At 65.3% G+C, this 24989-nt stretch carries 18 protein-coding genes; 10 read left to right on the top strand and 8 right to left on the bottom strand.

What is annotated here, in order from left to right; genetic code table 11:
• Positions 1–66: 66 nt before the first annotated feature.
• The gene (locus ABFX23_RS07705) at positions 67–894 is read left to right on the top strand and encodes a S1/P1 nuclease (RefSeq protein WP_346032503.1); all 828 of its coding nucleotides are present in this window, start codon (positions 67–69) and stop codon (positions 892–894) included.
• 11 nt (positions 895–905) lie between these two features.
• The gene (locus ABFX23_RS07700) at positions 906–2360 is read left to right on the top strand and encodes an AMP nucleosidase (protein WP_346032502.1); all 1455 of its coding nucleotides are present in this window, start codon (positions 906–908) and stop codon (positions 2358–2360) included.
• Between the two features lie 89 nt (positions 2361–2449).
• On the opposite strand, the gene ABFX23_RS07695 is transcribed toward ABFX23_RS07700, so the two are convergent.
• The 3 genes from ABFX23_RS07695 to ABFX23_RS07685 all read right to left on the bottom strand — a co-directional run bounded on the left by ABFX23_RS07695 (position 2450) and on the right by ABFX23_RS07685 (position 7407).
• Positions 2450–4963, bottom strand: coding sequence for a TonB-dependent receptor (locus tag ABFX23_RS07695; RefSeq protein WP_346032563.1), 2514 nt, complete (start codon positions 4961–4963; stop codon positions 2450–2452).
• A gap of 191 nt (positions 4964–5154) precedes the next feature.
• Entirely contained in the window at positions 5155–6078 is a 924-nt protein-coding gene (locus ABFX23_RS07690; RefSeq protein ID WP_346032501.1) for an isopenicillin N synthase family dioxygenase, read from the bottom strand.
• A 9-nt stretch (positions 6079–6087) separates the two neighbouring features.
• Positions 6088–7407 carry a NupC/NupG family nucleoside CNT transporter gene (locus tag ABFX23_RS07685; protein WP_346032500.1) on the bottom strand — a complete coding sequence of 440 codons (1320 nt, stop codon included), beginning with the start codon at positions 7405–7407 and terminating at the stop codon, positions 6088–6090.
• A 130-nt stretch (positions 7408–7537) separates the two neighbouring features.
• On the opposite strand from ABFX23_RS07685, the gene ABFX23_RS07680 reads away from it, so the two are divergent.
• Entirely contained in the window at positions 7538–8233 is a 696-nt protein-coding gene (locus ABFX23_RS07680; RefSeq protein ID WP_346032499.1) for a queuosine precursor transporter, read from the top strand.
• On the top strand, positions 8230–8658 hold the full coding sequence (locus ABFX23_RS07675; protein WP_346032498.1) for a cytidine deaminase: 429 nt from the start codon (positions 8230–8232) through the stop codon (positions 8656–8658). The genes ABFX23_RS07680 and ABFX23_RS07675 overlap by 4 nt, the downstream gene beginning before the upstream one ends.
• Here the strand turns inward: ABFX23_RS07675 and ABFX23_RS07670 are convergent, their stop codons facing one another.
• Complete coding sequence (locus ABFX23_RS07670; RefSeq protein WP_346032497.1) at positions 8659–10233, bottom strand: alkaline phosphatase D family protein; 1575 nt, start codon at positions 10231–10233, stop codon at positions 8659–8661.
• 202 nt (positions 10234–10435) lie between these two features.
• Between ABFX23_RS07670 and ABFX23_RS07665 the strand changes: the two genes are divergently transcribed.
• Entirely contained in the window at positions 10436–11152 is a 717-nt protein-coding gene (locus tag ABFX23_RS07665) for an HAD family acid phosphatase (RefSeq protein WP_346032496.1), read from the top strand.
• Between the two features lies 1 nt (position 11153).
• On the opposite strand, the gene ABFX23_RS07660 is transcribed toward ABFX23_RS07665, so the two are convergent.
• From ABFX23_RS07660 to ABFX23_RS07650, 3 genes are read right to left on the bottom strand one after another with little or no spacing between them, the layout of a single operon-like run.
• On the bottom strand, positions 11154–12500 hold the full coding sequence (locus ABFX23_RS07660; RefSeq protein WP_346032495.1) for a TolC family protein: 1347 nt from the start codon (positions 12498–12500) through the stop codon (positions 11154–11156).
• Positions 12497–15628: an efflux RND transporter permease subunit gene (locus tag ABFX23_RS07655; RefSeq protein WP_346032494.1), complete on the bottom strand. Its 3132-nt coding sequence runs from the start codon at positions 15626–15628 to the stop codon at positions 12497–12499. Before ABFX23_RS07655 ends, ABFX23_RS07660 begins: the two co-directional genes overlap by 4 nt.
• On the bottom strand, positions 15625–16707 hold the full coding sequence (locus tag ABFX23_RS07650; RefSeq protein ID WP_346032493.1) for an efflux RND transporter periplasmic adaptor subunit: 1083 nt from the start codon (positions 16705–16707) through the stop codon (positions 15625–15627). The genes ABFX23_RS07655 and ABFX23_RS07650 overlap by 4 nt, the downstream gene beginning before the upstream one ends.
• A gap of 186 nt (positions 16708–16893) precedes the next feature.
• Between ABFX23_RS07650 and ABFX23_RS07645 the strand changes: the two genes are divergently transcribed.
• Genes ABFX23_RS07645 through ABFX23_RS07625 form a run of 5 tightly spaced genes read left to right on the top strand, consistent with a single transcriptional unit; the run spans position 16894 to position 24258 of the window.
• Entirely contained in the window at positions 16894–17508 is a 615-nt protein-coding gene (locus ABFX23_RS07645; RefSeq protein ID WP_346032492.1) for a CerR family C-terminal domain-containing protein, read from the top strand.
• The gene (locus ABFX23_RS07640) at positions 17505–18947 is read left to right on the top strand and encodes an efflux transporter outer membrane subunit (RefSeq protein ID WP_346032491.1); all 1443 of its coding nucleotides are present in this window, start codon (positions 17505–17507) and stop codon (positions 18945–18947) included. Before ABFX23_RS07645 ends, ABFX23_RS07640 begins: the two co-directional genes overlap by 4 nt.
• Positions 18944–20233 (top strand): efflux RND transporter periplasmic adaptor subunit, encoded by a 1290-nt coding sequence (locus ABFX23_RS07635; protein ID WP_346032490.1) that lies wholly within the window; start codon positions 18944–18946, stop codon positions 20231–20233. The genes ABFX23_RS07640 and ABFX23_RS07635 overlap by 4 nt, the downstream gene beginning before the upstream one ends.
• The gene (locus ABFX23_RS07630) at positions 20230–23508 is read left to right on the top strand and encodes an efflux RND transporter permease subunit (protein WP_346032489.1); all 3279 of its coding nucleotides are present in this window, start codon (positions 20230–20232) and stop codon (positions 23506–23508) included. Before ABFX23_RS07635 ends, ABFX23_RS07630 begins: the two co-directional genes overlap by 4 nt.
• 51 nt (positions 23509–23559) lie before the next feature.
• Positions 23560–24258, top strand: coding sequence for a Crp/Fnr family transcriptional regulator (locus tag ABFX23_RS07625; RefSeq protein ID WP_346032488.1), 699 nt, complete (start codon positions 23560–23562; stop codon positions 24256–24258).
• A gap of 15 nt (positions 24259–24273) precedes the next feature.
• Here ABFX23_RS07625 and ABFX23_RS07620 read toward each other — a convergent pair whose 3' ends face one another.
• Positions 24274–24954, bottom strand: a complete 681-nt coding sequence (locus tag ABFX23_RS07620) for an OmpW/AlkL family protein (protein WP_346032487.1) — start codon at positions 24952–24954, stop codon at positions 24274–24276.
• Between the last annotated feature and the right edge of the window lie 35 nt (positions 24955–24989).

The following is a 24989-nucleotide window of genomic DNA, read 5'->3' as shown; positions in this document are numbered from 1 at the left end:
GCGCTTCACTTTCCTGCCACATGTCCGCTATAGCGGGCAGGAATGAACACGAAACTCCCAGCATTATTGCTACTTTCACTCCTCGGCCTGTCCTCCCCCGCACAGGCGTGGGGGCCGATAGGCCACCGGATCAGCGCCGAGATTGCCGAAGACAACATCAGCGGGAAGACCCGCGCCGAGATCGAGAAGATCCTCGCGCACGAGGGCCTGCCCGAGGCGAGCACCTGGCCTGACGAGGAACGTTCGAACCCCTCGCCATTCTGGCAGGAAACCGCCTCGCCGTTCCACTATGTCACGCTGCCGCCGGGGACCGATGTCGAGACGATGGTCCACCCGCCAGAGGGCGATGCGCTGACCGCGCTCGAAGGGTTCGCGGCGACCCTGCGTGACGAGACCGCCTCGCAGGAAGACCGGGCGCTGGCGCTTCGGTTTATCGTCCATATCGTGTCCGATCTGCACCAGCCCTTGCATGCCGGGAACGGCAGCGATCGCGGCGGCAACGATTTCATCGTCGACTGGTTCGATATGCAGACGAATTTGCACTGGGTCTGGGACGAAGGCATGATCCTTCGCCAGCAGCTTTCCTACAGCGAATATGCCGAGCGTCTCGAACGCCGCGTCGGCCCTCAGGAAGTCCTCGACTGGTGGGATGCCGACCCCGCAACCTGGATTGCCGAAAGCACTGCACTTCGGGACGAGATCTACCCTTCGACGGGGGGTGAAGCAGGCATGGGCACCTTCGAGGCACCCGCGATACTGCGCTATCGTTATCACTGGGAGTGGGTCGGGCCTGTCGAACAGCGCCTGGCGCAATCGGGCGTGCGCCTTGCAGCCTTCCTCGATCAGGTGTTTGCCGACGATGCGGCCGACACTTCCGCGCAAGCCGGTTCGTGAAGGGAAGACGCGTGGCAACTACCCTTGAACAGATCGACGGCATCCTCGACGAACTCGAAGCCATCTACGACAGGTCGCGGCAGAACCTCGTGTCTGCCCTGCGCGCTTACGGGAAGACGCGCGAAGCGCCCGACCCTGCAGACCGGGAAGCGGGCATCTTCGCCTATCCGCAGCTCACGCTCAACTTCGCAAGCGATGAGGGCATTGCCTATCCCGCGCGGTCCTATGCACGGCTGAACCAGGCCGGCACCTACTCCAGCTCGATTGCCGAGCCGCGCATTTTCAGGCCCTACCTGAAAGACCAGTTGCAGCACCTCGTCAGCGATTACGATGTCGAACTGCAGGTCGGCCGGTCGGCGCAGGAGATACCCTACCAGTACGTACTGGATGGCCTCGCGCCGGACCTGAACCAGGCCAGCAGCACCGAACTGACGCGGCATTTCCCCGCGTCGGACCTCGTCAGCATCGGGGACGAGGTGATCGACGGCACGTGGATGCAGCCCGAAGGCGGCCACCGCCCGCTCTCGCTGTTCGATGCCCTGCGCACCGATTTCAGCCTTGCACGCCTGCGGCACTACACCGGCACGCCCGCCGGGCACGTGCAGCGCTATGTCTTGTTCACGAACTATATCCGCTACGTCGAGGAATTCATCGATCTTGCATTGGCGGAGCTGGCCGATCCCGACAGTCGTTTCGAACGCTTCTCCGCCCCCGGCGTGGTGATCGAGCGAGACGATCTGGAGGGCGCGCGCGACAGGGTGACGGGCGGCACGTGGCGCAGGCACCAGATGCCCGCCTACCACCTGATCGGGAAGGACAATTCGGGCATCACGCTGGTGAACATCGGCGTCGGCCCGTCAAACGCCAAGACGATCTGCGACCACATCGCCGTGCTGCGACCCGAGGTTTGGCTGATGATCGGCCACTGCGGCGGGTTGCGGCCCAGCCAGACCATCGGCGACTACGTGCTGGCCCACGCCTACCTGCGCGACGACAACGTGCTCGACAGCGCGCTGCCGCCCGAGATCCCCGTGCCGCCGATTGCCGAGGTTCAGACCGCCATGTTCGAAGCGGCCCGGCGCATCACCGGGGACAGCGACGAGCAGTTGAAGCGCCGCCTTCGCACAGGCACGGTGGTGACGACGGACGACCGCAACTGGGAACTGCATTTCACCCGCTCCGCACTCCGGTTCAACCAGAGCAGGGCGGTGGCCATCGACATGGAATCCGCCACCGTGGCGACGCAGGGCTACAGGTTCCGCGTACCCTACGGCACGCTGCTGTGCGTGTCGGACAAGCCGCTGCACGGCGAGATCAAGCTGCCGGGACAGGCCAACGCCTTCTACGAGAAATCGATCAGCCAGCATTTGCGCATAGGTATCGAGACGCTGGCCTTGCTGAGCAAGGAAGCGGGCAGCTTCCACAGCCGCAAGCTGCGCAGTTTCGATGAACCGCCGCTGCGCTAGCCACGCGGTTCACTTCTCTTCCGGCCAAAGAAAAGGCGGCGGCACTCTTTCGAATGCCGCCGCCCTTTTTGTTTCAGGCTAGCTGAACCTTAGAAGCCGACCAGCAGCGAGACGCTGGCAGCGCGCGGGGCGCCGATCTGGGCGAAGCCGAAGCCATCCAGCGAACCGCCGAAGAACCCGATGTAGTATTCATCGAAGATGTTCGTCACGTTCAGCTGCAGGGCAGCGGTCTGGCCGTTGTCGAATTCCGCCAGGTTGATACGCAGGTCAAGGTCGACCAGCGTATAGGACGGAGCCTTCAGTTCGTTCAGATCGTTGATCCAGCGCGGACCGGTCAGCTTGGCCTGGATGCCGAGCTCGGCCGGGCCGAGGTTCGCCTGGGCGCGGCCACCGAAGCTGTAGGTCGGCGTGCCCGATTCAGCGTTTCCGGCAGTCGGTTCGAACACCGGGTTGCCATCGTCATCGAAACCGGTCTGCACGTCATCCTTGATTTCCGATTCGTTGATCGAACCGAAGACATAGAGCAGCGTGTTGTCGGTCGGCGCAAAGGACACGGAAGCGTCCACACCGTACTTGTCGACCTGGCCAAGGTTACGGAACACCGTGGCACCTTCGCCGTTACGCGCCGTCGGGTCGAAAGCCGAAGCCAGACGGTTTTCGTAGCGGGTGAACCAGCCGGCAATCTGCGCCTGCACGCGTCCGCTGGTGAAGCGGAGGCCCAGGTCGAAGCTGTCGGTGGTTTCCGGAACCGGGCGGGCACGCTCGTCTTCGGGGATGTAGAGCGAGTCGTACAGCGGGTCGGTGCCGGGTACCGAGATGCCCATGTTGTAGTTGGCGAAGGCCGAGACTTCACCGGTGAAGTTGTAGACCACACCGAACGAAGGCAGGACCTTGTCGTAGTTGTACTCACGCGACAGCGGGGCCACGTAGTCCGGGTTGGCGGCTTCGTAAGCCGTCAGGTCCTGACCGGGGTTCGGGCAGTCGACGAAGCCGTTCTCCGAAGTCGTGTAGCAGTTCTGGTTCAGCTCGCGGGTGAAGAACGGCACACGCAGGCCGGCGTTCACGTAAAGATCGCCGAAGTTACCGGCGTACTCAGCCGAAAGCTGGTTCAGGATTGCGTAGGACAGACGGTCACGCTTGTTCACTTCGTATCCGTCAACAGCCAGCAGCGGGCTGTCGATGGCATAGACGTCGCGGATTTCGCCGTTGGCCAGCATCGTGGTGATTTCACCGGTCTGACGGTGACGTGCGTGATCCAGCGTGTAGGCTGCACGAACGGTGTGGTCAGGAGTGATATCGTAGATGAGGTTGGCAACCAGGCCAAAACGGTCGGTGCGGGTCTGGCTCGGGTCGTTACCGGCGATACGGTCCAGCATGTCGCCGTCGCCATTGAGGTCACGGCCGAAGTAATAACCGCCATTGAACGCGCCGACGAGGTTGGAATCCGTGCCGAACGGCGTGAAGAACGCTTCACGCAGATCGTCGGGTCCGCCACCGTTGGCCTTCACGTACTGGTAGCTTGCGTCCATCGCGAAGGTCAGGTCGTCGGTCAGCGTGAACAGCGAGTTCGCGCGCAGGTTGCCGGTGCGTGACGGGTTGTAGCGACGGTAGAAGGCGGCGCCGCAGCCATTACGATCGTCGTAACGCTCGGATTCGCCGTTCTCGCCGCCACCGCCGATCAGCACGTTGCTGGGCACGGTGCAGGGGTATTCGCCGCTGAAGCGATAGAGTTCGAAGCGTGCTTCGCCGACCGACAGGCCGGTTTCTTCCTCGAGAGCTTCCTGGACGTCGCCGTCCGAAAGCGCGACGAGTGCGCCGAGGCTTTCCGAACCCGCGAAGTTGTTGACGTTCTCGTTGTAGTGGGCGGTCAGCGAGATGAAGTCGCCGTTGTCACCGATGTCCTGCCAGATACGGGCGTTGAACTGGGTCTTGTCGATTTCGCCGTACGGATTGTAGGGCACGCCGTAGTTCGTGTAGCTCAGCGACGCGAAGGCCTTCAGGCCGTTGCCGGTGATGTCGCCGGTGTCGAACATCGCGAAGCCGCGATAGTAATCGGTGTTCGTGGAGTTGCTGGCCAGCACCTGGCCATAGGTGGCCGTGGCGGTGACGGCTGCAAAATCCGAAGGCTCGCGCGTGCGAATGTTGATCGTGCCGCCGGCAGCCGAAGCGGTCGGGCTGTCGACGTCGGTGGTGCCTAGGTTCACGTTGATCGAGGACAGCACCTCGGTATCGACCTGCTGGTTGGTGTAGAGGGCGTAGTTGCCGCTGTCGTTCAGCGGAATGCCGTCCAGCGTCTGCGACACGCGGTCGGCGCCGAAGCCGCGGATGGTGAAGCCACCACCCGAGGATCCCCAGGGGTCGTTGTTCTGGAAGCTGACGCCGGGAACCAGGTTCACGATGTCGTTGAGCGACTGGCCGGGACGCTGGCGACGAATCAGTTCCTCGTCGATCACCTGCTTCGCGCGGGGCGTCTCGGGGATCTGGATCCCGCCCACGTCGATGTCGCGCGCACCGGTGACGATAATGGTGTTCTCTTCGAAATCGGTCGAACCGGTCGATTGCGCGTGGGCAGGCGCGGCAATGCCGAGCGCGATGCTGGGCATACTCACCGCAAGAAGCAGGCGGAGTTCCAGACAGGCGTCCACAACCCCAGTGGCATGACAGTGCAGTTACAATGGAGTCAGTTTATTGCAACGCAGCATATTCGTGTCGGATTGTTGCGGCAGCGCAACACCGTCGCGTCTGAAACCACTATGGATTTGATACATCGCCGGCCGAGCCAACCCCTTGGAAATCAGGCCAAACCGATTTCGCGTAGCCTTTGCATCAGGTAATCATGCGCCAGGATCGGCGGCTCCGGAGTCTCGCCGGAATCCACGCATTGCGGCAGCGGCTCGATCAGGAAGTCGGGCCGGAAATGCAGGAAGAACGGCATCGAATAGCGCGAACGCCGGGCGGCCTCGCCCGAAGGATTGACGACGCGGTGAGTCGTCGAGCGCAGCTTGCCGTTCGTCAGCCGGTCCAGCATGTCGCCAACGTTCACGGCCAGCGCGCCGGGCGGCGGCGACACGGGCATCCATTCGCCCTGCTTGTTGAGCAGTTCGAGACCGGCTTCCTCGGCCCCCAGCAGCAGGGTGATGGTGTTGATGTCGCCATGCGCGGCGGCCCGGATGGCGCCTTCGGGCGCGTCAGTGGGGAGGGGCGGGTAATGCAGCAGGCGCATCACCGAATTGCCGTCCTTCACGGTCGGCTCGAACCAGTCCTCTTCCAGTCCGAGGTGTAGCGCGATGGCGCTGAGGATGCGCGCGCCGGTGGCCTCGAAGGCGCTGAACAGTTCCTCGAAAGTCTCGCGGAATTCGGGCAGTTCGGCGGGCCACAGATTGGGCGGCATCACGTCCGACAGGGGGTGGCCGTCTGGCAGGCTGCGGCCCACGTGCCAGAATTCCTTCAGGTCGTGGACCGTGGCATCCTTGGCGATCTCGGTGCCGAACGGCGTGTAGCCACGCGCGCCGCCGCCGCCTTCCAGGTGGTAGGCGCGCTTGGTTTCCAGCGGCAGGTCGAAGAAGCGGCGGGCCATTTTCTCGGCGCGGTCGATCAGGTCCTGATCGATGCCGTGATCGCGCACGATGGCGAATCCATATTCGGCGAAGCTGCGGCCAAGGTCGTCGGCAATCTGGGCGACGGGGCGGGACAGGGAAATGGTGGCGATATTATCCATGACGGGAACCTAGAGAGGGAGAAACAGGCCGGCCAGCGCCGCGCTCATCAGGTTGGCGAGCGAACCGGCGGCCAGCGCCTTGATGCCCAGCTTGGCGATGACCGGGCGCTGGTTCGGGGCCAGCCCGCCGGTGACGGCCATCTGGATGGCGATGGAGCTGAAATTGGCGAAGCCGCACAGGGCGAAAGTGACGATGGCCGCGGTGCGCGGGGCGAGGGTGCCGTCTTCCAGCGCCCCCAGGTCGATGAAGGCGACGAATTCGTTGAGCACGATCTTTGTGCCGAACAGGCCGCCCGCCGTTCCGGCCTCTGCCCATGGCACACCGATCAGGAACATGATCGGGGCGAAAACCCAGCCGAGGATCTGCTGGAACGAAAGGTCCGGCATGCCAAACCAGCCGCCGATACCGCCAAGGATACCGTTGGCGAGAGCGATGAGGGCCACGAAGGTCAGGACCATCGCGCCCACGGCGACAGCGAGCCTGAGACCGGTCTGCGCACCTTGCGCTGCGGCCTCGATGATGTTGGCCGCGCGGCCGTGCTCATCGAAATGCGCTGCGGCTTCCACTTCGTGCGGCACTTCGCCTTCGGTCAGGGCTGCTGGGCCTTCGGAGCTTATCCGGCCTTGCGGCAGGGCCAGTTCGCCCTCGGCTTCGGGGGAAGGCTCACCGGTGTCGGGCATGATGATCTTCGCCATCAGGATGCCGCCGGGTGCCGACATGAAGGCAGCGGCCAGCAGGACGGGGAGGTAGGCAGGCCCCAGCAACCCGGCATAGGCGGCAAGGATCGTGCCCGCGACACCGGCCATGCCCACGGTCATCAGGGTGAACAGGCGCGAGGGTGACAGTGCGGCCAAGTAGGGGCGCACCACCAGCGGGCTTTCCGACTGGCCGACAAAGATGTTCGCCGCCGATCCCAGCGATTCGACCTTGGAGATGCCGGTGATCCAGCCGATCGCGCCGCCCAGCCAGCGCACCAGCCGCTGCATCACGCCAACGTGATAGAGGATCGATACCAGCGAGGCGAAGAACACGATCACCGGCAGCGCGCCGAGTGCGAAAGTGTTGGACAGGGGGTTCGCCTCGTTGCTGCCGAACAGGAACTGCGTGCCCGCATCTGCGTATGACAGCAGCGCGGCGACGCCATCAGCCATGGTGCGGATCACCGCCGCGCCCCAGTCGGTCCGCAGCACCAGTGCAGCAATCGCAGCCTGCAACGCAAAGGCGGAGCCGACGATGCGAAGGCTGATCTGGCGCTTGGCGTTCGAAAGCAGGAAGGCGAGCAGGAGGATCACTGCGATCCCCGCAAGCGAGATCAGTTGGGGAGGCACGGCTTCTCCTGAAATTTGGTGCAGGTGCACACATTGCCCGCCTGTCACGATCCTTTCAATTGAAATTTCCTGCCTGTGAATATCTTCCCACCCCCTTCCATTTGCGCGGTCGGTTGAATAGCCACCTTCCATGGATCGTCATTCATCGCCTGACTCGCCCCCGGTATCGCCCACCGATTCGCAGCCGCGATCATTCTTCGTGCTCTCGCTGCTGTATGGCGGCATGACCGTTATCGCGGGCGTTCTCGCCTACAAGCAGTTCGCCATTGGCCCGCTGGTGGTGGAGAGCGGCATCCTTGCTTTCCTGCTCCTGGTGGTGATTTCCAGCGCGGTCTCTCAGCTCCACGGCAAGGCAGCGGCGGATCGGCTGGTGTTATGGGGTTTCCTGCCGCTGGCGTTCTCGGTCGCACTGATCGGCCTCGTCCTGCTGCTGCCCGCATCGCCGGACATGCCGGCCGAAAACCTCGCCGCGTTCGAGCGCGTGCATGGACAGACGCCGCGCATCATGGCGGCGGGGCCGGTGGCTTACGGTGTGTCGCTGCTGCTGAATGTGTGGATTTTCGACAAGCTGCGCGGGAAGGGCAGGCAAGGGGGAGGCTTTGGCCTGATGGTTCGCGGGGCGGTGGCTTCCGCCATCAGCCAGGCGGTCGACACGCTGATTTTCATCACCCTGGCTTTCTACGGCGAGTTTCCCATCGGCAGCCTGCTGGTGGGGCAGGCCATTGCCAAGATCGTTCTGTCCTTCGTGCTGGTGCCGTTCCTGATCTTGGGAGCGGTCGCCGTGGCGCGGCGGCTGGATGCGCCGCGAAAGGGCCTCGCGGCATGAACGGGAAACTGATCGAAGCTGCCATCGAAGCGCGCGCCAAGGCGCATGCGCCCTATTCGGATTTTCTCGTCGGCTGCGCGGTCGAAAGCGAGGACGGCGAAATCGCGCGGGGCGCCAACATGGAAAACGGCTGTTACCGGCTGGGCGTCTGCGCGGAACAATCCGCGCTGGCCGCGGCGCAAGTCGCTTTCGGCCTCGGCAAGGTTTCGCGTATCGTCGTTGTCGGCGGCCCTCGCAGCGCGCGGGACGGGGAGACGGGCGAAGCGGTGATGCCCTGCGGCGGGTGCCGTCAGGCGATCCAGGAAGCGGCGGGTCTTTCAGGCCGCGATATCGAAGTCGTGTGCTGCGATCATTCAGGCGGCAACGCGGTCACCACCACGATCGGTGCGCTGCTGCCCGCCGCCTTCGTTTTCGACAAGGACTGATCAGGCTTCGGCCAAAGATTCCGGTCGCCCGTTCTCGACCGTCATCGTCATCCGCGTGCGGATTTCGCCGCCACGGTCGGTCACGGAATCGATGGTCCGGAACTTCGTCGTCCAGAGATCCGGCGTCACCTCGCACATCACGTAGCCGCGCTGGGCGTTGTGCCACTTGAGTTGCGGGTTTTCCTGCTGGATCGCCACCGTGTCACCGCGCTGGTCCACGCCGTTGCCGCCCGAGGTGATCGAGGTCGCGACGAATTCGGTGGCAATCGGGCGCGGGCCGGGAGCCTTTCCGTCCACGTGCAGTTCCCCGGCGTAGTTCTGGTGCTCGTCGCCCGTCAGCACCACGACGTTGCCACGCCCCTGTTCGCGCACGGCCTCCAGCAAACGGCGGCGCGGTTCGCGGTAGCCGGCCCAGCTGTCGAGGTTTTCGGTGCGAGGATCGCCGGGCGTGCGGTCGAGGTCCATCATCATGATCTGCTGCGCCAGCACCTGCCACCGAGCGTCCGATGCGCGCAGGCGGCCCATCAGCCATTCCTCCTGCGCGCCGCCCAACACTACGGCATCGCGCCTGTCGATAGCCTCGCACGGCACGCCCCAGCGGTCGTCGCAGGGTTGGTCGGACCGGTACTGGCGCGTGTCGAGCAGGTTCAGATCCAGCAGGTCGCCGTATCGCGCCTGCCGGTAAAGCTGCATCCGCGTGCCCGCAGGCATCGACGACGCGCGCAGCGGCATGTTCTCGTAATAGGCCTGCATGGCAGACTGCTTGCGCAGCGCGAAGATGGCAGGCGGCGTGCCGTCCTGGTCGATATCGCCGACCCAGTTGTTGTCGATCTCGTGATCGTCCCAGGTCATGAACCACGGCGCAGCCGCGTGGGCCGCTTGCAGGTCCGTATCCATCTTCGTCTGCGCGTAGCGCCGACGGTAGTCGCCAAGGGTGTAAAGCTCGTCGCCCTCGTACTGGCGCACGTTTTCCAGCGGGCCCATTTCCCCGCCGTTCCACACCCGGTTGGAGCGGCCTTCGTAGATGTAGTCGCCGTAGCAGAAGACGAAATCGGGTTCTTCGGCGGCGAGATGGCGGTGCGCAGTGTAATAGCCCTGCTCGTAATGCTGGCACCCGGCCACGCCGAAACGCACGCGATCCAGCGGCTGGCCCGGCGCGGGCAGGGTCATCGCGCGGCCCCACAGACTGCGTTCGCGCCCGCTAGTGAAGCGATACCAGTAGGGGCGATTGGGTTGCAGCCCGCCAACTTCCACGTGCACGCTATGGCCGAGCTCGGGCCGCGCGAGGGCCGTGCCTGTCTGCACCACCTCGCGGAAGCGGTCGTCCGCGGCAACTTCCCAGTTCACCTCGATCGCGGCGGCGGGCAAGCCGTAGTCGATCTCCAGCGGCTGCGTCGCCAGCCGGGTCCAGATCACGAAGCCATCCGGCGCGGGATCGCCTGCGGCAACGCCAAGCTGGAAGGGGTAATCACGGAATACGGGCGCGGCCAGCACGCGGGCGGCGGGCAGGAAACCGAAGGCCGACACCGCAGCAGCGCCGAAGCCGCGCAGCAGGGTGCGGCGGGTGGTTTCCATCAACTTTTCATTCCGATGAGTCACGCGGTCGATCCCGTCAGTTGGCTATGCCTTGGCCATTGGCAGCAACACGTTGCGAATTGAAGTCTCTTGCGGCAAGCGACGTCGACCGCTCGCATTTTCGCATCGCTCCCGATTGCAGTTGTATCCGCGCAGCCCGGATGCGAGAGGCGTGGAGCCTTTTATCAAACGGAATCACACCATGACCAAGCTTGTCAAACTCGCCGCTTCGCTGGTCTGCCTGGGCCTTGCCGCCTGCACACATACCGGCGGCATGGAGCCCGTGACCGAGTTGAAGCCGGGCACCGCGTGGGTGCTGAACTCTGACGACTGGGCAAGTGAAGCGCGGGAAGTCTTCGCAGAGGCCACGCAGCACACCGATGCGGTGGAAGGCGAGCGGCCCGACGGGAGCTGGTACGTCGTGCTCGATCTGGACGAGACGGTGATGAATAATGTTGCCTACCAGGTCCAGCTGGACCGGACGGGCACCAGCTATCAATCCGACACGTGGTTCGACTGGACCCAGCAGGAAGCGGCGACCGCCGTGCCGGGCGCCATCGCATTCGTGAATTACGTCAATAGCGCAGGAGGCCACGTCGTCTTCGTCACCAACCGGCGCGATACCGAACAGCTGGCGACAGAGGTCAATCTGGCAAAACTCGGATTGCTGCGCGGTCGCGATTTCCGAGTGCTGCTGACAAGGGCTTCCCCCGAAGCGCCAAGTTCGAAAGAGGCGCGGTTCGCGCTGGTGCCGGACATGCTTGAAGTGCAAGGCTATCCGGATACGGTCGCGCTGGCCTACGTCGGCGATGCCAAGGGAGACCGGCCCGCCGAGTGGAACTCCGAAGCGTTCTTCTGCATCGACAATGGCGCGATGTACGGCGATCCGTGCGCCAGCGTTCCGCTCAGCGGCCGCTGAGCTATTGCGCGCCCACCGCTGAATAGAGGTCGATGTAGGACGCGGCCAGCGCCGCCTCGCTGTCGATCAGCGATTGGCGGCTGCTGATGAGCTGGCGCTGGGAATCGAGCACGTCGAACAGGCTGGCAAGGCCCTCGCGGTAAAGCGCATTGGACTGCTCGAAAGCGCGTTCGCTCTCGGCAATGGCCTGCTGCAGGTCGGCATTGCGGTTGGAATAGGACTCGATCCCGACCAGCGCGTTCTCGACTTCGGCCATCACCCCCAGCACACCCTGCCGGTATTCGAGGAACCGCGCCTGCAATTCGTATTGCGCCGCGTCCACTTCCGCGCGCCGCCGCCCGCCGTCGAACAGCGGCAGGTCGAGCGCAGCGCCGAGGCTGCCGAGGAAATCGGAGACGATGCCACCGAACGATCCGTCTCCCAGCAGCACCTGCCCGCTGATCGTGAGCGATGGGAGCAGGTCCGAACGCTCGATCCCGACGTTTGCGGCGGCTTCCAGCAGGTCGGCCTCGGCTACCAGCAGGTCCGGCCGGCGGCGCAGCAGGTCTGCGGGCATGCCGATGGCGGGGCCACCGTCGAAGGCGGGCACGGCACCAGATTCCTCGTCCACCGGCGGAGCTTCGCGCGGCATGTCGCCCGTCAGCACCGCAAGGGCATGGGCGGCGCGGGCGCGTTGCAGTTCCAGCAATCCGCTCTGCGCACGCGTCTGGGCAAGGTCGGCAGCAGCGCGGCGCACGTCGAGATTGGCGGAAAGGCCCGCTTCGAAGCGCAGGGTGACGATCCGTAGCGTCTGTTCCTGAAGCCGCGTGGATTCGCTCAGCAGCACGAGACGCTCCCCGGTGCGGCGCAATTCGATGTACTGCCGGGCGACTTCGGCCGCGACCAGCCGCTCCCTGTCGGCGACAAGGTATTCGGCAGCGGCGGCGCGGGCGGCGGCGGCTTCGATCTGCGCCGAGAGGCGACCCGAAATGTCGGGATCGAACAGCGCCACCCCGCCTGCGGAAAGCGTGTCGCCCACATCGCCCGTTGTCGCATCGATGCCGACATCGGCCACCCATGGCAGCCGGTCCCCGCGCGCCGCCAACAGCAGCGCGCGCGAGGCGGCGAGGCGTTCGCGGGTGGTCGCAATGTCGAGATTGGCGGCTAGCGCGCGCTCCACCAGTTCGTCGAGACGCGGATCGTCGAAGCCCTCCCACCAGCGAGTGCCCTCGTCCACCGGCGGGCGGTAGTCGGCAGCGAATTCGGCCGGCATGGCGATATCGGCAGGGCCGGGCGCTTCCGGCACCGTCGTGGCGCAGGCCGAGAGCGCCAGGGCGCTGGCTATAGGGAACAAGAAAACTCGCATCATGTAGCCGACAGCGCCGCTGCCTCGTCCGCGCTGTCGATCTCCTCGCGCACGCGGTCCAGGTCCACGCTGCGCGGCTGTCCGAAGCGGGCGATACCCATGTAGATGACAGGCGTCAGGAACAGGGTGAAGACGGCAGCGATGCCAAGCCCGCCGAAGATGACCCAGCCGATCGACTGGCGCGCTTCCGCCCCGGCGCCGCTCGCCAGGATCAGCGGCACGGCGCCGATCACAGTGGAGACCAGCGTCATGGCAATCGGTCGCAGGCGGATGGCGGCGGCTTCCTCGATGGCCTTGCGAAGCTCGCGCCCTTCCTGCCGCAACTGGTCTGCGAACTCCACGATCAGGATGCCGTTCTTCGCCATCAGGCCGATCAGCATGACGAGGCCGATCTGCGAATAGATGTTGAGCGAGGTGCCCGACACGAACAGCGCGAAGACGGCTGCGGCGAGGGCGAAGGGCACGGTGAGCATGGCAACCAGCGCGCTCGTCACGCTTTCGAACTGCGCCACCAGCACCAGCAGCACGATCACCAGCGCGAACAGGTAAGTCAGCAGCAGGTCGTTGCCGGTCTCTTCCAGCGACTGCGCTTCGCCCTGCAGCAGCACGTCAACATCGTCGGCCACGGTCTCGTCCGCCAGCCGCTCGATCTCCTCCACGGCATCGGCCAGTGCCACGCCGGGCGCGATGGCGGCTTCCAGTTCGATGGCGCGGCGCTGCTCGGTGCGGTCAAGTTCTGCGGCGATACCCTGTTCCACGATGGTGGTGACGCTGGAAATCGGCACGAGAGCCCCGCCGTTGCCGCGCACGTAGAGGCTGCGCAGGTCTTCGGGATTGCTGATGGAGACCGTTTCGGCGGTGAGGAAGATCGGGATGGACTGGTCGCCCACGTTGAGGTCCACCACTTCGTCCCCGCCGACCATAGCGCGCAGGGTGAGCGAGAGATCGTCGAGGTCGACGCCCACGTCGGCGGCGCTGCGACGGTCGATCTGCATGGAAATCTGCGGCTGGGTCGGCTGGTAGGAAATGTCGGGGTTGGAAAGGATGTCGGACTGTGCGTCGATGGCTTCGGCCAGCGCGCGGGCGGATTCGTAAATGCCCTCGTATTCCGCGCCGGTCAGCGCGACTTCGACGGTATCGTTGCCGCCGCCGCCGAAGCTCAGGGTGCCGCGCCCGCTGGCATTCACGCGGGAGCCGGGGAGCTGGTTCAGCGGTTCGCGCAACTGCTCGACCACTTCGGTCTGCGTCACATCGCGCTCGCCCCAGTCGACCAGTTGCGCGTTCACCTGCACCCGGTTGGGATCGTAGCGCCCGACGATGGACAGCATCGACGTGATGACGCCTTCGTCCACCAGCGGCTGGAGCACGGCCTCGATCTCGTCCAGTTCGCGGTCCATGAAATCGAGGCCCACGCCGTCCGGACCTTGCGCCCACACGCTGACGGAGCCGCGATCCTCGTCCGGCACCAGTTCGTTCTGCAGCTGGGTGTAGAGCAGCCCCGCGGCCCCGGCCACCACGACGGAAATGCCCACCGTCAGCCAGGGCCTGCCAAGGCACCGGCCCAGCGCGCTCGAATAGCGGTCGCGAATACCCACTCCGATATTGGCGGTCCATTCTCGAAAATCATGCAGCCGCCCTTCCGGCGCATCGTCCTTGCCGGTGAGGTCGATCCTCGCGGCAAGGGCGGGGACGAGCGAGAGAGCCACGAACGAGGACAGGATAACGGCGACGGCCAGCACGAAGCCGAATTCGCGGAAGAGGCGCCCGGCCTGCGAGGGCAGGAAAGAAATCGGCACGAACACCGACACCAGCACCGCAGTGGTGGCGACCACGGCGAAGAACACCTGCCGGGTGCCCAGAACGGCGGCGGCGCGCTTGCCGAAGCCTTTCTTCTGCAGGCGCTGGGCATTCTCCAGCACCACGATCGCATCGTCCACGATCAGGCCGGTGGCCAGCACCAGCGCCAGCAGGGTAAGCAGGTTGACCGAGAAGCCCATCAGCCAGATGCCCGCGATCACGCCCATCAGCGCGACGGGGATGGACGTGCTGGGTATGATCGTGGGGCCGAGCGCGCCGAAGAACAGCAGCATCGTCAGGACCACCACCAGGATGGTGAAGCCCAGCGTGATGAGCACCTCGGTGACGGACGTCTTGATGAATTCGGCATCGTCGGAGATCACCCGGATATCGATGTCCTCGAACCGCTGGTTCACCTCCTCGACCGCTTCGTTCACCGCCGTGGAAATCTCGATGGTATTCGATCCCGCCTGTCGGATCACGCCAAGCCCGATGACAGGCTCTCCGTTGAGGCGCACGAAATTGGTGGCATCGGCGGGCGCGAAGTAGGCCTCGGCCACGTCGCCCACGCGCGTGCTGCCCTGGATCACCACGTCCTTCACCTGTTCAGGGTTGGCTGCCGTGGCTTCGGCGCGCACGATCAGTTCCTGCGCGTCGCTGCGGAAGCTGCCCACCGGAACGTCGAACGGCGCGCGTTCGAGCGCGGTGGCAACGTCGGAAATGGTGAGGCCGAAGCGGTTCAGCCGCTGCGGATCGATGGCGACGCGCAGTTGCAGCGGGCGGGAGCCGAATTCCTCGATGCTGGCAACGCCCTCCGCCGTCAGCAATTCGGGGATGATATCGTTCTGCACGATCTGGGTAAGCTGCGCCGTGTCGTAGGCCCTGCTGGAGACAGCCAGCGTCAGGATTGACTGGGCATCGGAATCGGCTTTCACCACGCGCACCTGCTCCACCCGGTCGGGCAGGTCACGGGTCACGCGGGAAACCGCCTCGCGCACGTCGGAGGCTACCGCGTCGAGATCGGTGCCGGGGTTGAATTCCACCCGGATGCGCGAATTGTTCTCCTCGCTGGAGGAGCGGATCTCGCGCACACCGCTGACGCGCGCGACGGCGTTCTCGAGGACGCTGGTGACCTCTGCATCCATCGTCTCGGGCGCGGCGCCGGGCAGGTTGGCGCTGACGGTGACGATGGGACGGTCGACATCGGGCAGTTCGCGCACCTCGATGCCGAAATAGGCAGCGACCCCCGCCAGCACGATCAGCAGGTTCATCACGCCGATCAGCAGCGGGCGCTTGACCGCCAGCAGCGGGAGATCGTTGACGTCGGCCTTCATTCGGGCGGGCCTTCCGTCTCGGCCTGTTCGCGAAGCTCGACCGGCTGTGCGGCCTGCTCCAGCGGCTGGACGATGTTTACCGCCTGTCCCTCGCGCACCTTCTGCACGCCTTCCACGATCACGAGATCGTCCTCGCCGATGGCCGCATCGACCAGCGCCATGCCATCCCGGCGCGAGACGATGGTGAGCGGCACGCGCTGCGCCGCCCGGTCCACCACCTGCCACAGGTAAGAACCCTCGCCGCCCCAGACGATGGCCTGTTCCGGCACGGCCGGGCGCACCACGCCGGAGCCGGCGAAGCGCACGCGGAAACTCATGCCGGGGCGCAGGGTGTCATCCGAATTGTCGATGGCCGTGCGGACGGTGAAGGTGCGCTGATCGGTGGCGATGGAGCTGTCCACCGTCACGATGCGCGCCTCCACGGTCCGGTCCGGGTCGGAGAACGGCGTCACTTCCACCACGGTGCCCGGCGACAGGCGCGAGAAGGCGGCCTCCGGCGCGGGGAAATCTACGAAGAGCGTGCCGCGCTGGTCCAGCTGGGCGATCAGGGTGTCGGGGCCGACCCGGTCGCCGATGTCGATCTCGGTCAGGCCGATGTGCCCGCTGAAAGGTGCGCGCACCGTGCGATCGGCCAGTGCTTCCTGCGCCTGCTGCAATTCCACGCGGGCGGAGGCGAGGGCGGTTTCGCCGGCCTCGATCTGGCTGTCGGAAATGGCGCCGGTATCCTCGATCCGACGATAGCGGGCCAGAAGCTGTGAAGCTTCCTGCACCTGAACTTCGGCCAGTTCCACCGCCAGGCGTTGCTGGCGGCTGTCGAGCACCAGCAGCGGTTGCCCGCGCTGCACGAAATCGCCCGCGGTAAAGCGCACGACCGTTACCCGGCCGGCGGTCTCGGGATAGATATCGGCAGAGGTCGCTGCCCGCGCCGAACCCACGGCTTCCACCTGCAACACCTCGGACAGCATCACGGGATTGTCGGCAACCACGGCCACGGCCTCGTCGCCGCCGCGTTCCTCGCTTTCGGAACAGGCGGAAAGGATCAGCAGCGCCATGAAAAGGCAGGCTTTGCGAATATTCATCGGCTGGGCTTGTAAAGACATTCCCTGCCAAAGAAACCCGCGCCTTAGGTCTTGGTACGCTTTGTTACAATTGCGCTGAACAGGACCGTTCGGGGCAGGGCAGGACCATGGACAGGCCCGCCTTGAGAACCACCTGACCGAAAGGCCGGGCTTGTTTTTGTTCAGTCGAACGAATAATGGGCCGCCATGCGCGACAAGCTCATTCATGCGGCCATCGAACGATTCGGCAAACGCGGCTTCGATGCCGTGGGCACGCGGGAGATCGCGGCGGCTGTCGATACCCCCATGTCCTCGATTACTTACCACTTCGGCGGCAAGGAGGGGCTCTACCTCGCAGCGGCGGAGCATATCTTCGATCATATCCACGACGTCGTGGGCATGGCGGACCTCGAATTGCCGGGCGAGGGCGCGAGGCGGGAAGAGCGGATCGCCGCCATCTGCGCTCTGGTCCGTTCTGTCGGCACCTTCATGCTCAGCGAGACGAGCGCGCCCTTCGCCCTGTTCATGGGGCGAGAGCAGCAGGCGCCTTCACCCGAATTGCTGGCCCTGATGGAAGCGAAGATCATGCCCATGATGCAGGCGCTTGCCCGGCAGGTCGCGATCCTGCGGCCCGAGCTTTCCGAAAAGGAAGCCAAGTCCGTCAGCGTGTTCCTGTTCGGCATGGCCGTTACCTTGCGCCACTCTCACGCTTCGCTGGGACTGCTCATGAACTGCAAGAATTTCGACGCGCCCACGCGCCAGATGCTGCTCGACCAGCTGGAACAATCGGCCCGCGCGGTGCTGGCGGGAGGCGGAGCGTGAGGCATCTCGCAACCCTTGCCCTGATCGCCGCGCTGGGTGGTTGCGTGTCGCTTGCGCCGGAGCCGGAAGTACCCGCCGTCGTTGCAGACCTGCCTCCTGCCTACCCGGACATGGACGCAGGTGGCGACTATCGCCCCGCCGCGTGGTGGACGGGCTTCGAGGACCCGGTGCTCGATACGCTCGTCGCCGATGCGCTCGATGCCAACCTCGACATTGTCCAGGCCGCCGCGCGGGCGGAGCGGGCTGCGGCGCAGGCGCGGGTGGCCCGCGCGGGGCTGCTGCCCTCGCTGGAAGGCAGCGCGGGCGCCAGCTATTCGGACACCCCCGTTTCCGGCGGGGCTTTCGCCAATTTTCCCGGTGCGCCCTCGCGTATTGTCAACGAGACCTATTCGCTCGGCCTCGCCGCCGCCTACGAACTCGACCTGTTCGGCAGGGTTCGCAACGATCTTGGCGCAGCGCGGTCGGACGCGGTGGCGGCGGAGTATGACCTCCGCGCTGTGCGGCTGGCGACGGCGGCGGAAGTGATCTCTGCCTATTTTGACATCGTCGATGCGAGATTCCAGATCGAGAACACGCTGCAAAGCGTTGATATCCTTGCCGAGCGTACGGACCGCACCGAGGAGCGTTACCTGCGCGGCCTGGCCCAGAGTTTCGAGCTTTACCAGGTGCGCGAACAACTGCGCGCCGCCGAAGCCAGTCTGCCCGCGCGCGAAGTGGCGCTGACCAATGCCGAGGGGCGGCTCGCCACCTTGCTGGCGCAATATCCCGAAACGCTGTCCGAAGCCCTGCGGCAACCGTTGAAGCCGGAACTCGTGTTCGATCCCGTGCCCGCCGGGCTTCCCGCCGAATTGCTGGCCCAGCGTCCTGACGTTGCGGCAAGCTGGCAGCGGCTGGAAGCGGCACGCCAGCGCATCGGCGCGCGCCGGGCGGAGCGGTTTCCGGCGCTGCGTTTGTCCGCCAGCACCGGCACGCAGGGCGCATCGCCCGTTGACGTGGTGGACGTTGGACAGAACTGGTTGCTTTCGCTGGGCGCAAACCTTGTCGCGCCGATCTTCGACGGCGGACGCATTTCCGCGCAGGTCGCCGCCGCACGCGCGACTTACGACGAGGCCGCCGCCGCCTATGGTCAGGCCGTTCTCAGCGCCTATCGCGAGGCGACGGTCGCCATCGAGACCTACGAGGAACAGCGTCAGCGCTATCGCCTGATCGCAGCACAGGCCACGGAGGCGCAGGCCTCGCTCGACTTGCAGGCGCGGCGCTTCAATTCAGGGGTCGGCGACTACGTCGGCTACCTCGATGCGCTGCGCAGTTACACCCAGGTGGAAAGCAGCCTTTCGGCCGCCGGGCGCGATGTCGCGCTGGCGCGGCTGGGCGTTCACCGCGCGCTGGGCGGGGACTGGTTCCTCCGGCCTGAATTCGAAGAGGAAACGAGCGAATGAGCAAGCAGGCACGATGGGCAATCCTGCTCCTGGTGGGTGCCGTGGCAATCGCCGCGCTGATGATCGCGCTGCGGCCCGAGCCGGAGGAGCAGGAAGTTGTGACCGGCGCGCCGCTGGTGCAGACGGCGGCCTACGAAGTCACCACCGGGGCCATCGAGATACAGGGTTCGGGCACCGTGCAGCCGCGCGAGGAAGTGACGCTGGGCGCGGAAGTGTCCGGCAAGCTCGTTTACGTCAATCCGGCGTTCCAGGAAGGTGGCCGCGTGCCGAGCGGTGCCGTGCTGTTCCGCATCGACCCCTCCGACTACAACAACCGTGTGCAAAGCGCCCGAGCCGATATCGCGGCGCAAGAGGTGGCTGTTCTCCAGGCGCAGGAGGAAATGGCGATTGCCGAGGCCGAGCTGGAGCGGTTTGCCGAGCGCCAGTCTTCCCGCGAGGCGCTGAGCCAGTCCATCGACAGCAACGATTACGCCGCACGCATCCTGCCGCCCGAGGGGTTGCGTACAGCGCCTCCGGCGCGAGCCTCTGCGCAGGCCGAAGAGCCCAACATCCTAGCCACGCGCGAGCCGCAGCTGCGCTCCGCCCGCGCTGCGCGTGAACGGGCCGAAGCGCAGCTGGCCGATGCCCGGCTGGCGCTGTCCCGCACAGTGGTGCGCGCGCCCTTCGCGGGCATCGTGCGCAGCGAAAGCGCGTCGGTCGGCACGCTGGTGCAGCCCGGCCAGTCGCTCGGCACGCTGGTGGCGAGCGGAGCCTATGAAGTGCGCATTTCGCTGACCGAAGCCGAGGCCGCGCTGGTGCCTGCGCTGTTCAGTGCAGGTAGTACCCGCGTGCCCGCGCAGGTGATGCTGGACTACGGCGACACTACCTGGCGCTGGGATGCCTATGTCGACCGGGTGGACCCGATCCTCGATCCCGAAACCCGCACGATCGACGTTTTCCTGCGCGTGAACAATCCGATGCGCGGCGGTGTTGCGCTGGGTTCTGATGCCGAGGTCACCAGCGCCGGCCCGCCGCTGCTGCTGGGCAGCTTCGTCAACGCGACCATCACCGGCGGCAGCGAGCAGCCCTATGTCCGCATTCCTCTCACTGCCCTGCGTACCGATAACCAGGTCTGGGTGAGGCGCGGCGGCAAGCTGGCGATCGTGCCGGTGGACGTGCTCCAACGCACCGACGACTTTGCCTGGGTCAGCGGCGAGGGACTGGGCGAGGCAGGCCACGTAGTCACCAGTCCGCTGCGCACGCCGGTGGAGGGCATGGCTCTGCGCCGCGAGGGTGACACCCAGTGACCGAAGGCGCTTTCCCGCCAGCCGAGGGGCCGGACGAGTCCCCCAAGGATCGCTTCGGCAAGCCTGCCGGAGACCGCGCCCGCGATCGCAAGGGCGTGATCGGCTTCATGGCGCGCAACGGCGTGGCCGCAAACCTGCTGATGGTGGTCATGCTGATCGCGGGGATCGCCTCCTACAACACCATCGTGCAGGAGGTTTTCCCGGAGATCAGCCAGGACGCGATCACCGTCTCCGTCACCTATCCCGGCGCAACGCCGGAGGAGGTGGAGGAATCCATCGTCCAGAAAGTGGAGGAAGCCGTCCAGGCCATCGACGATGTGAAGAAAGTTATCGGCACGGCAGCCGAAGGCGTCGGCACGATCACGGTGGAGCTGGAGAACGGCGCGGACGTGAACCGGGCGCTGGACGACGTGAAGAGCGAGGTCGACCAGATCCAGACCTTCCCCGTCGATGCCGAGGAACCCGACGTGCGCGAAGTGACCACGCGCCAGAGCGTGATGCGCATCGCCCTCTACGGCGACGTGCCCGAGCGCACGCTGAAGGAAACCGCCTACCAGGTGGAGGACCAGCTCGCTGCTCTGCCGGAAATCAGCTATGTTTCCACCAGCGCGGTGCGGCAGTACCAGGTCTATATCGACGTGCCGCAGGAGCGGTTGCAGGCACTCGGCCTCTCGCTCACGGACATATCCCGCATCGTCTCGCAAAGCAGTCTCGACAGTCCGGCAGGCTCCATCGAGACCGACCGCGAACAGGTGCGCGTGCGCACCGTAGGCCAGAATTACAACCAGCAGGATTTCGAGAACATCGTCCTGCGCACCCGCCCCGATGGCACGATCCTGCGGCTGGGCGACGTTGCCACCATTACCGACGGGTTCGAGGACAATGACCTGATCACCCGCTTCAACGGAGAGCCCGCCGCTTTCGTGGACGTGTACCGTACATCGGACGAGCGCGTGCTGGACGTGGCCGATGCCGCGCTCGCCTACATGGAAGAGGATGCGCAGCGCATCCTGCCACAGGGCGTCGACTACGCGATCTGGGACGATAGCTCCGAGCTGTTCGACGACCGCCTGTCGCTGCTGGTGAAGAACGCCGGGATCGGCCTCGTGCTGGTGCTGGCGGCGCTGACCCTGTTCCTCGACGTGCGGCTGGCGTTCTGGACGGCGCTGGGCATCGGCGCGACCTTCGTCGGCGCGATCTACGTGATCGAGCTGATGGGCACCTCGATCAACATGTTCTCCCTCTTCGGGTTCATCGTGGCCCTCGGCCTCGTGGTGGACGATGCCGTGGTGGTGGGCGAGAATATCTATGCAGAGCGAGAGCGCGGGCGATCGGGCGTAGGTGCGGCCATTGCAGGTGCCCAGCGCGTGAAAGTGCCGGTGATCTTCGCCGTTGCGACCACCATCGTGGCGTTCTCTCCCCTGCTCGCCGTGGGCGGCACCATCGGCAAGGTGCTGGCGGACATTCCCTTGGTGGTCATCGCCGTGCTGGCGCTGTCGCTGGTGGAGGCGCTGCTGATCCTGCCCTACCACCTCAGTCACCTGCCCGCCGCGGGTACGCATACGAAGAACCGGTTCCTCGCCCGTTTCGAGAGCGTGCAGCGCGGCTTTGACAAGCGCTTGCAGGCATTCGTCGACGGACCGCTCGACAGGGCGCTGAATTTCGCGGTGAACATGCCCTACCTCGTGCTGTCGGGCGCGCTGGCGATCCTGATCCTGATCGTTGCCCTGGTGCCCGCCGGGATCATCAAGGTGCAGTTCTTCCCCGAGATCGAGGCCGACGTGATCTCCGCGCAGCTGGAAATGCCTGCCGGCACCTCGGTGGAGCGAACCGCAGCGATAACCGAACGTATCGAAGAAGCAGGGGAAAGGGCGCTCGCCCGGTTCTCCGAGCAGGAGGAAGGCTACGACGACGTCTTCGTGGCATCCTACACCACGATCGGGCTGATCGGCGGCGGTGCTAACCCGATCAACAACAACGCGACGCTGCGCCCCGACGTCGCCAATATCCAGTTGAGCCTCGTTGCCGCGGCAGAGCGCGATTTCTCGGCCACCGAGTTCGAACAGGTCTGGCGCGAGGAGATGGGCGAATTTCCCGAAGCGCGCTCTGTCTCACTCAATTCCAGCCTGATTTCCGCCGGCGCGCCCGTGAACGTGCGGGTGTCGCACCAGGATCGCGAGGTGCTGGAGGAAGCCACCACCCGCCTGATGGAAGAGATGCGGCGCGTCACCGGGGTGTTCGATATCGAGAGCGATCAGGACGACGGCGTGCAGCAGGTGGACCTGACGCTGAAGCCATCGGCCCGCACGCTCGGCATCACGCTGCAGGACCTGGCGGGGCAGGTGCGCGCCGCATTCTTCGGCGCGGAGGCGGTGCGCGTGCAGCGCGGGCGCGAGGACGTGCGCGTCTATGTGCGCCTGCCCGAGGAACAGCGCGATTCCGTGCCCGATATCGGCAATTACCGCGTGCGCGTGCCAGGCGGGCAGGTTCCGCTGTCCAGCCTTGCCGACGTGTCGATCACCAGCGCGCCGACTTCCATCCAGCGCGAGGACGGTTTCCGTATCCATACCGTCACGGCGGACCTCGATACCGACACCATCACCAGCCAGGAGATGGCAAACCTGCTGACGAACGAGATCATGCCCGAAATCACCGCGGACTATCCCGGCCTGCAATTCGAATTCGGCGGGGAGCAGGAGCAGCAGCAGGAAAGCTTCGGCGATATCGGCGGGGCCTTCCTGCTGGCGCTGGCGGGGATCTACGCGTTGCTGGCCATTCCGTTCAGGTCCTACGTGCAGCCGATCATCATCATGGCCGCGATCCCCTTCGGCATGATCGGCGCGCTGATCGGGCACCTCTTGCTGGGCATCTCGCTAGGCCTGGTTTCGCTGTTCGGCATCATCGCGCTGTCCGGCGTGGTGATCAACGGGGCGCTGGTGCTGATCGATTTCATGAACGAGAACCTGGAATCGGGCATGGACCGCAAGACGGCGATCATCGATGCCGCCAAGTCGCGCTTTCGCCCGATCATCCTCACCGCGATCACGACGTTTCTTGGCGTTGCCCCGATCACCTTCGAGACGAACCTGCAGGCGCAGTTCCTCATCCCGATGTCGGCCAGCCTCGGCTTCGGCATCCTGTTCGGCACGGTGATGCAGCAGTTGCTGGTGCCGGCCCTTGCCATGTTGCAGATGCGCGCGGTGGACCGGATAAAAGGCTGGTTCGTCAGCGAGGATCAGGACGAGGCGAGCGAACCCCGGACAAGCGCGGCATGACCTTGCGAATAGGCGATTGAGACAGGAGCGCAAAATTGCTAGCGAAAAACGATGGCTGCATGTGACACCTGTGTCGTGCGCAATCGCGCGATCTGTGCCGGGTTGGCGAACGACGAGCTTGCCGCGCTCAACAACATCGGCCGCCGCCGTAACCTTGAACCGGGCGAACCGCTGATCTGGGAAGGCGACGAGAGCGTTCTGGTCGCCAACGTCATCGAGGGCGTGCTGAAGCTCTCCTCCTCCACCGAGGACGGGCGCGAGCAGATCGTCGGCGTGGTCTACCCTTCGGATTTCATCGGCAGGCCCTTTGCGGGCGCTGCGGGCCACTCGGTCACGGCGCTTACGGAAGCGCGCGTCTGCGTGTTCGCCCGTGCCGATTTCGACAGGTTCGCCAGCGAGCATCCCAAGTTGGAGCACAAGCTGCTGGAACGCACGCTGGGAGAGCTGGACCGCACGCGCAAGTGGATGCTGCTGCTCTCGCGCAAGACCGCGCAGGAAAAGGTCGCCACCTTCCTGCTCGAAATGTCCGACAGGCTGCTGGAAACCGGCTGCGAAGGTCCCACCCTCGGGCCGCTGCGCAAGTTCGACCTGCCGTTCTCGCGCCAGCAGGTGGCCGATGTTCTGGGCCTGACGATCGAGACCGTCAGCCGCCAGATGACCGCGCTGAAGCGCGACGGCATCATCGGCCTGCCGACGCGCCGCTCGGTCGAGATCGTCGACCGAACGGCGCTGGAGGACATCGCCGGTTAAGCGGCGGTCAGCCGGTTAGAAGCGGAAGCCAACGCCCGCGCTGAGCACCCACGGATCGAGGTTGTGCTCGGTCTGGATTACCGGCGTGCCATTGGCGAACCAGGTGGCCGTGGTGTCGATGAAATAGCGCTTCGCATCAACGGACACGAGGAAGCTCTCGCTCACCGGCACATCGAAGCCCGCCTGCAGCACGAAGCCGAATTCGTCGCTGAGCGAAAAATCGTCCGCGCCAAGCGCCACGGCGGTCGCGCCGGGTTCGTCGTCCAGCCAGATGAAATAGGCGACGCCCGCGCCGACATAGGGCTTCACGCCGCCGGCGTTGACATGGAACTTGCCCGTTACCGTTGCGGGCAGCAGCAGCCCGTCGGCGACCAGCTCGGTCCCGGCGGCACCATCCACTCCGTCGACATCGTGCTGGGTTACGCAGCAGATCGTCTCGATCGAGAAATTGTCGGCCACGAAATACTCGATGACGACAGTTGGCACGACATTGTCGTTCGCTTCGGTCTGGGTGCCGGCGGGCAGGCCGACCAGGTCGAGATTGACGGTGTCGATCTCGCCATCCGGCAGGACCGCAGTGGCCATGACCTTGGCCTGGAAATCTCCGGCTTCCTGCGCGGCGGCAGGCAATGCAGCAAGGCCGGCAGCAGCGGCGAGGGCCATCGCGCTCGCCTTCGAAACCATAGCAGTTGTCATCGATACTTCTCCATCATCGCCGTCATGGATGCCCG

This window comes from Erythrobacter westpacificensis, from assembly GCF_039542285.1.
Taxonomy (GTDB): Bacteria; Pseudomonadota; Alphaproteobacteria; order Sphingomonadales; family Sphingomonadaceae; genus Alteraurantiacibacter; species Alteraurantiacibacter westpacificensis.
Note: the sequence above shows the minus strand (reverse complement) of the source record. Positions and strands in the feature narration are given on the sequence as shown.

Coding starts and splice junctions, on each gene's coding strand:
- ABFX23_RS07660 (WP_346032495.1), bottom strand. CDS start 12,500: ATGATGCGAGTTTTCTTGTTCCCTATAGCCAGCGCCCTGGCGCTCTCG.
- ABFX23_RS07675 (WP_346032498.1), top strand. CDS start 8,230: ATGAACGGGAAACTGATCGAAGCTGCCATCGAAGCGCGCGCCAAGGCG.
- ABFX23_RS07635 (WP_346032490.1), top strand. CDS start 18,944: ATGAGCAAGCAGGCACGATGGGCAATCCTGCTCCTGGTGGGTGCCGTG.
- ABFX23_RS07680 (WP_346032499.1), top strand. CDS start 7,538: ATGGATCGTCATTCATCGCCTGACTCGCCCCCGGTATCGCCCACCGAT.
- ABFX23_RS07620 (WP_346032487.1), bottom strand. CDS start 24,954: ATGACAACTGCTATGGTTTCGAAGGCGAGCGCGATGGCCCTCGCCGCT.
- ABFX23_RS07655 (WP_346032494.1), bottom strand. CDS start 15,628: ATGAAGGCCGACGTCAACGATCTCCCGCTGCTGGCGGTCAAGCGCCCG.
- ABFX23_RS07690 (WP_346032501.1), bottom strand. CDS start 6,078: ATGGATAATATCGCCACCATTTCCCTGTCCCGCCCCGTCGCCCAGATT.
- ABFX23_RS07650 (WP_346032493.1), bottom strand. CDS start 16,707: ATGAATATTCGCAAAGCCTGCCTTTTCATGGCGCTGCTGATCCTTTCC.
- ABFX23_RS07645 (WP_346032492.1), top strand. CDS start 16,894: ATGCGCGACAAGCTCATTCATGCGGCCATCGAACGATTCGGCAAACGC.
- ABFX23_RS07665 (WP_346032496.1), top strand. CDS start 10,436: ATGACCAAGCTTGTCAAACTCGCCGCTTCGCTGGTCTGCCTGGGCCTT.
- ABFX23_RS07695 (WP_346032563.1), bottom strand. CDS start 4,963: ATGCCCAGCATCGCGCTCGGCATTGCCGCGCCTGCCCACGCGCAATCG.
- ABFX23_RS07625 (WP_346032488.1), top strand. CDS start 23,560: ATGGCTGCATGTGACACCTGTGTCGTGCGCAATCGCGCGATCTGTGCC.
- ABFX23_RS07670 (WP_346032497.1), bottom strand. CDS start 10,233: ATGGAAACCACCCGCCGCACCCTGCTGCGCGGCTTCGGCGCTGCTGCG.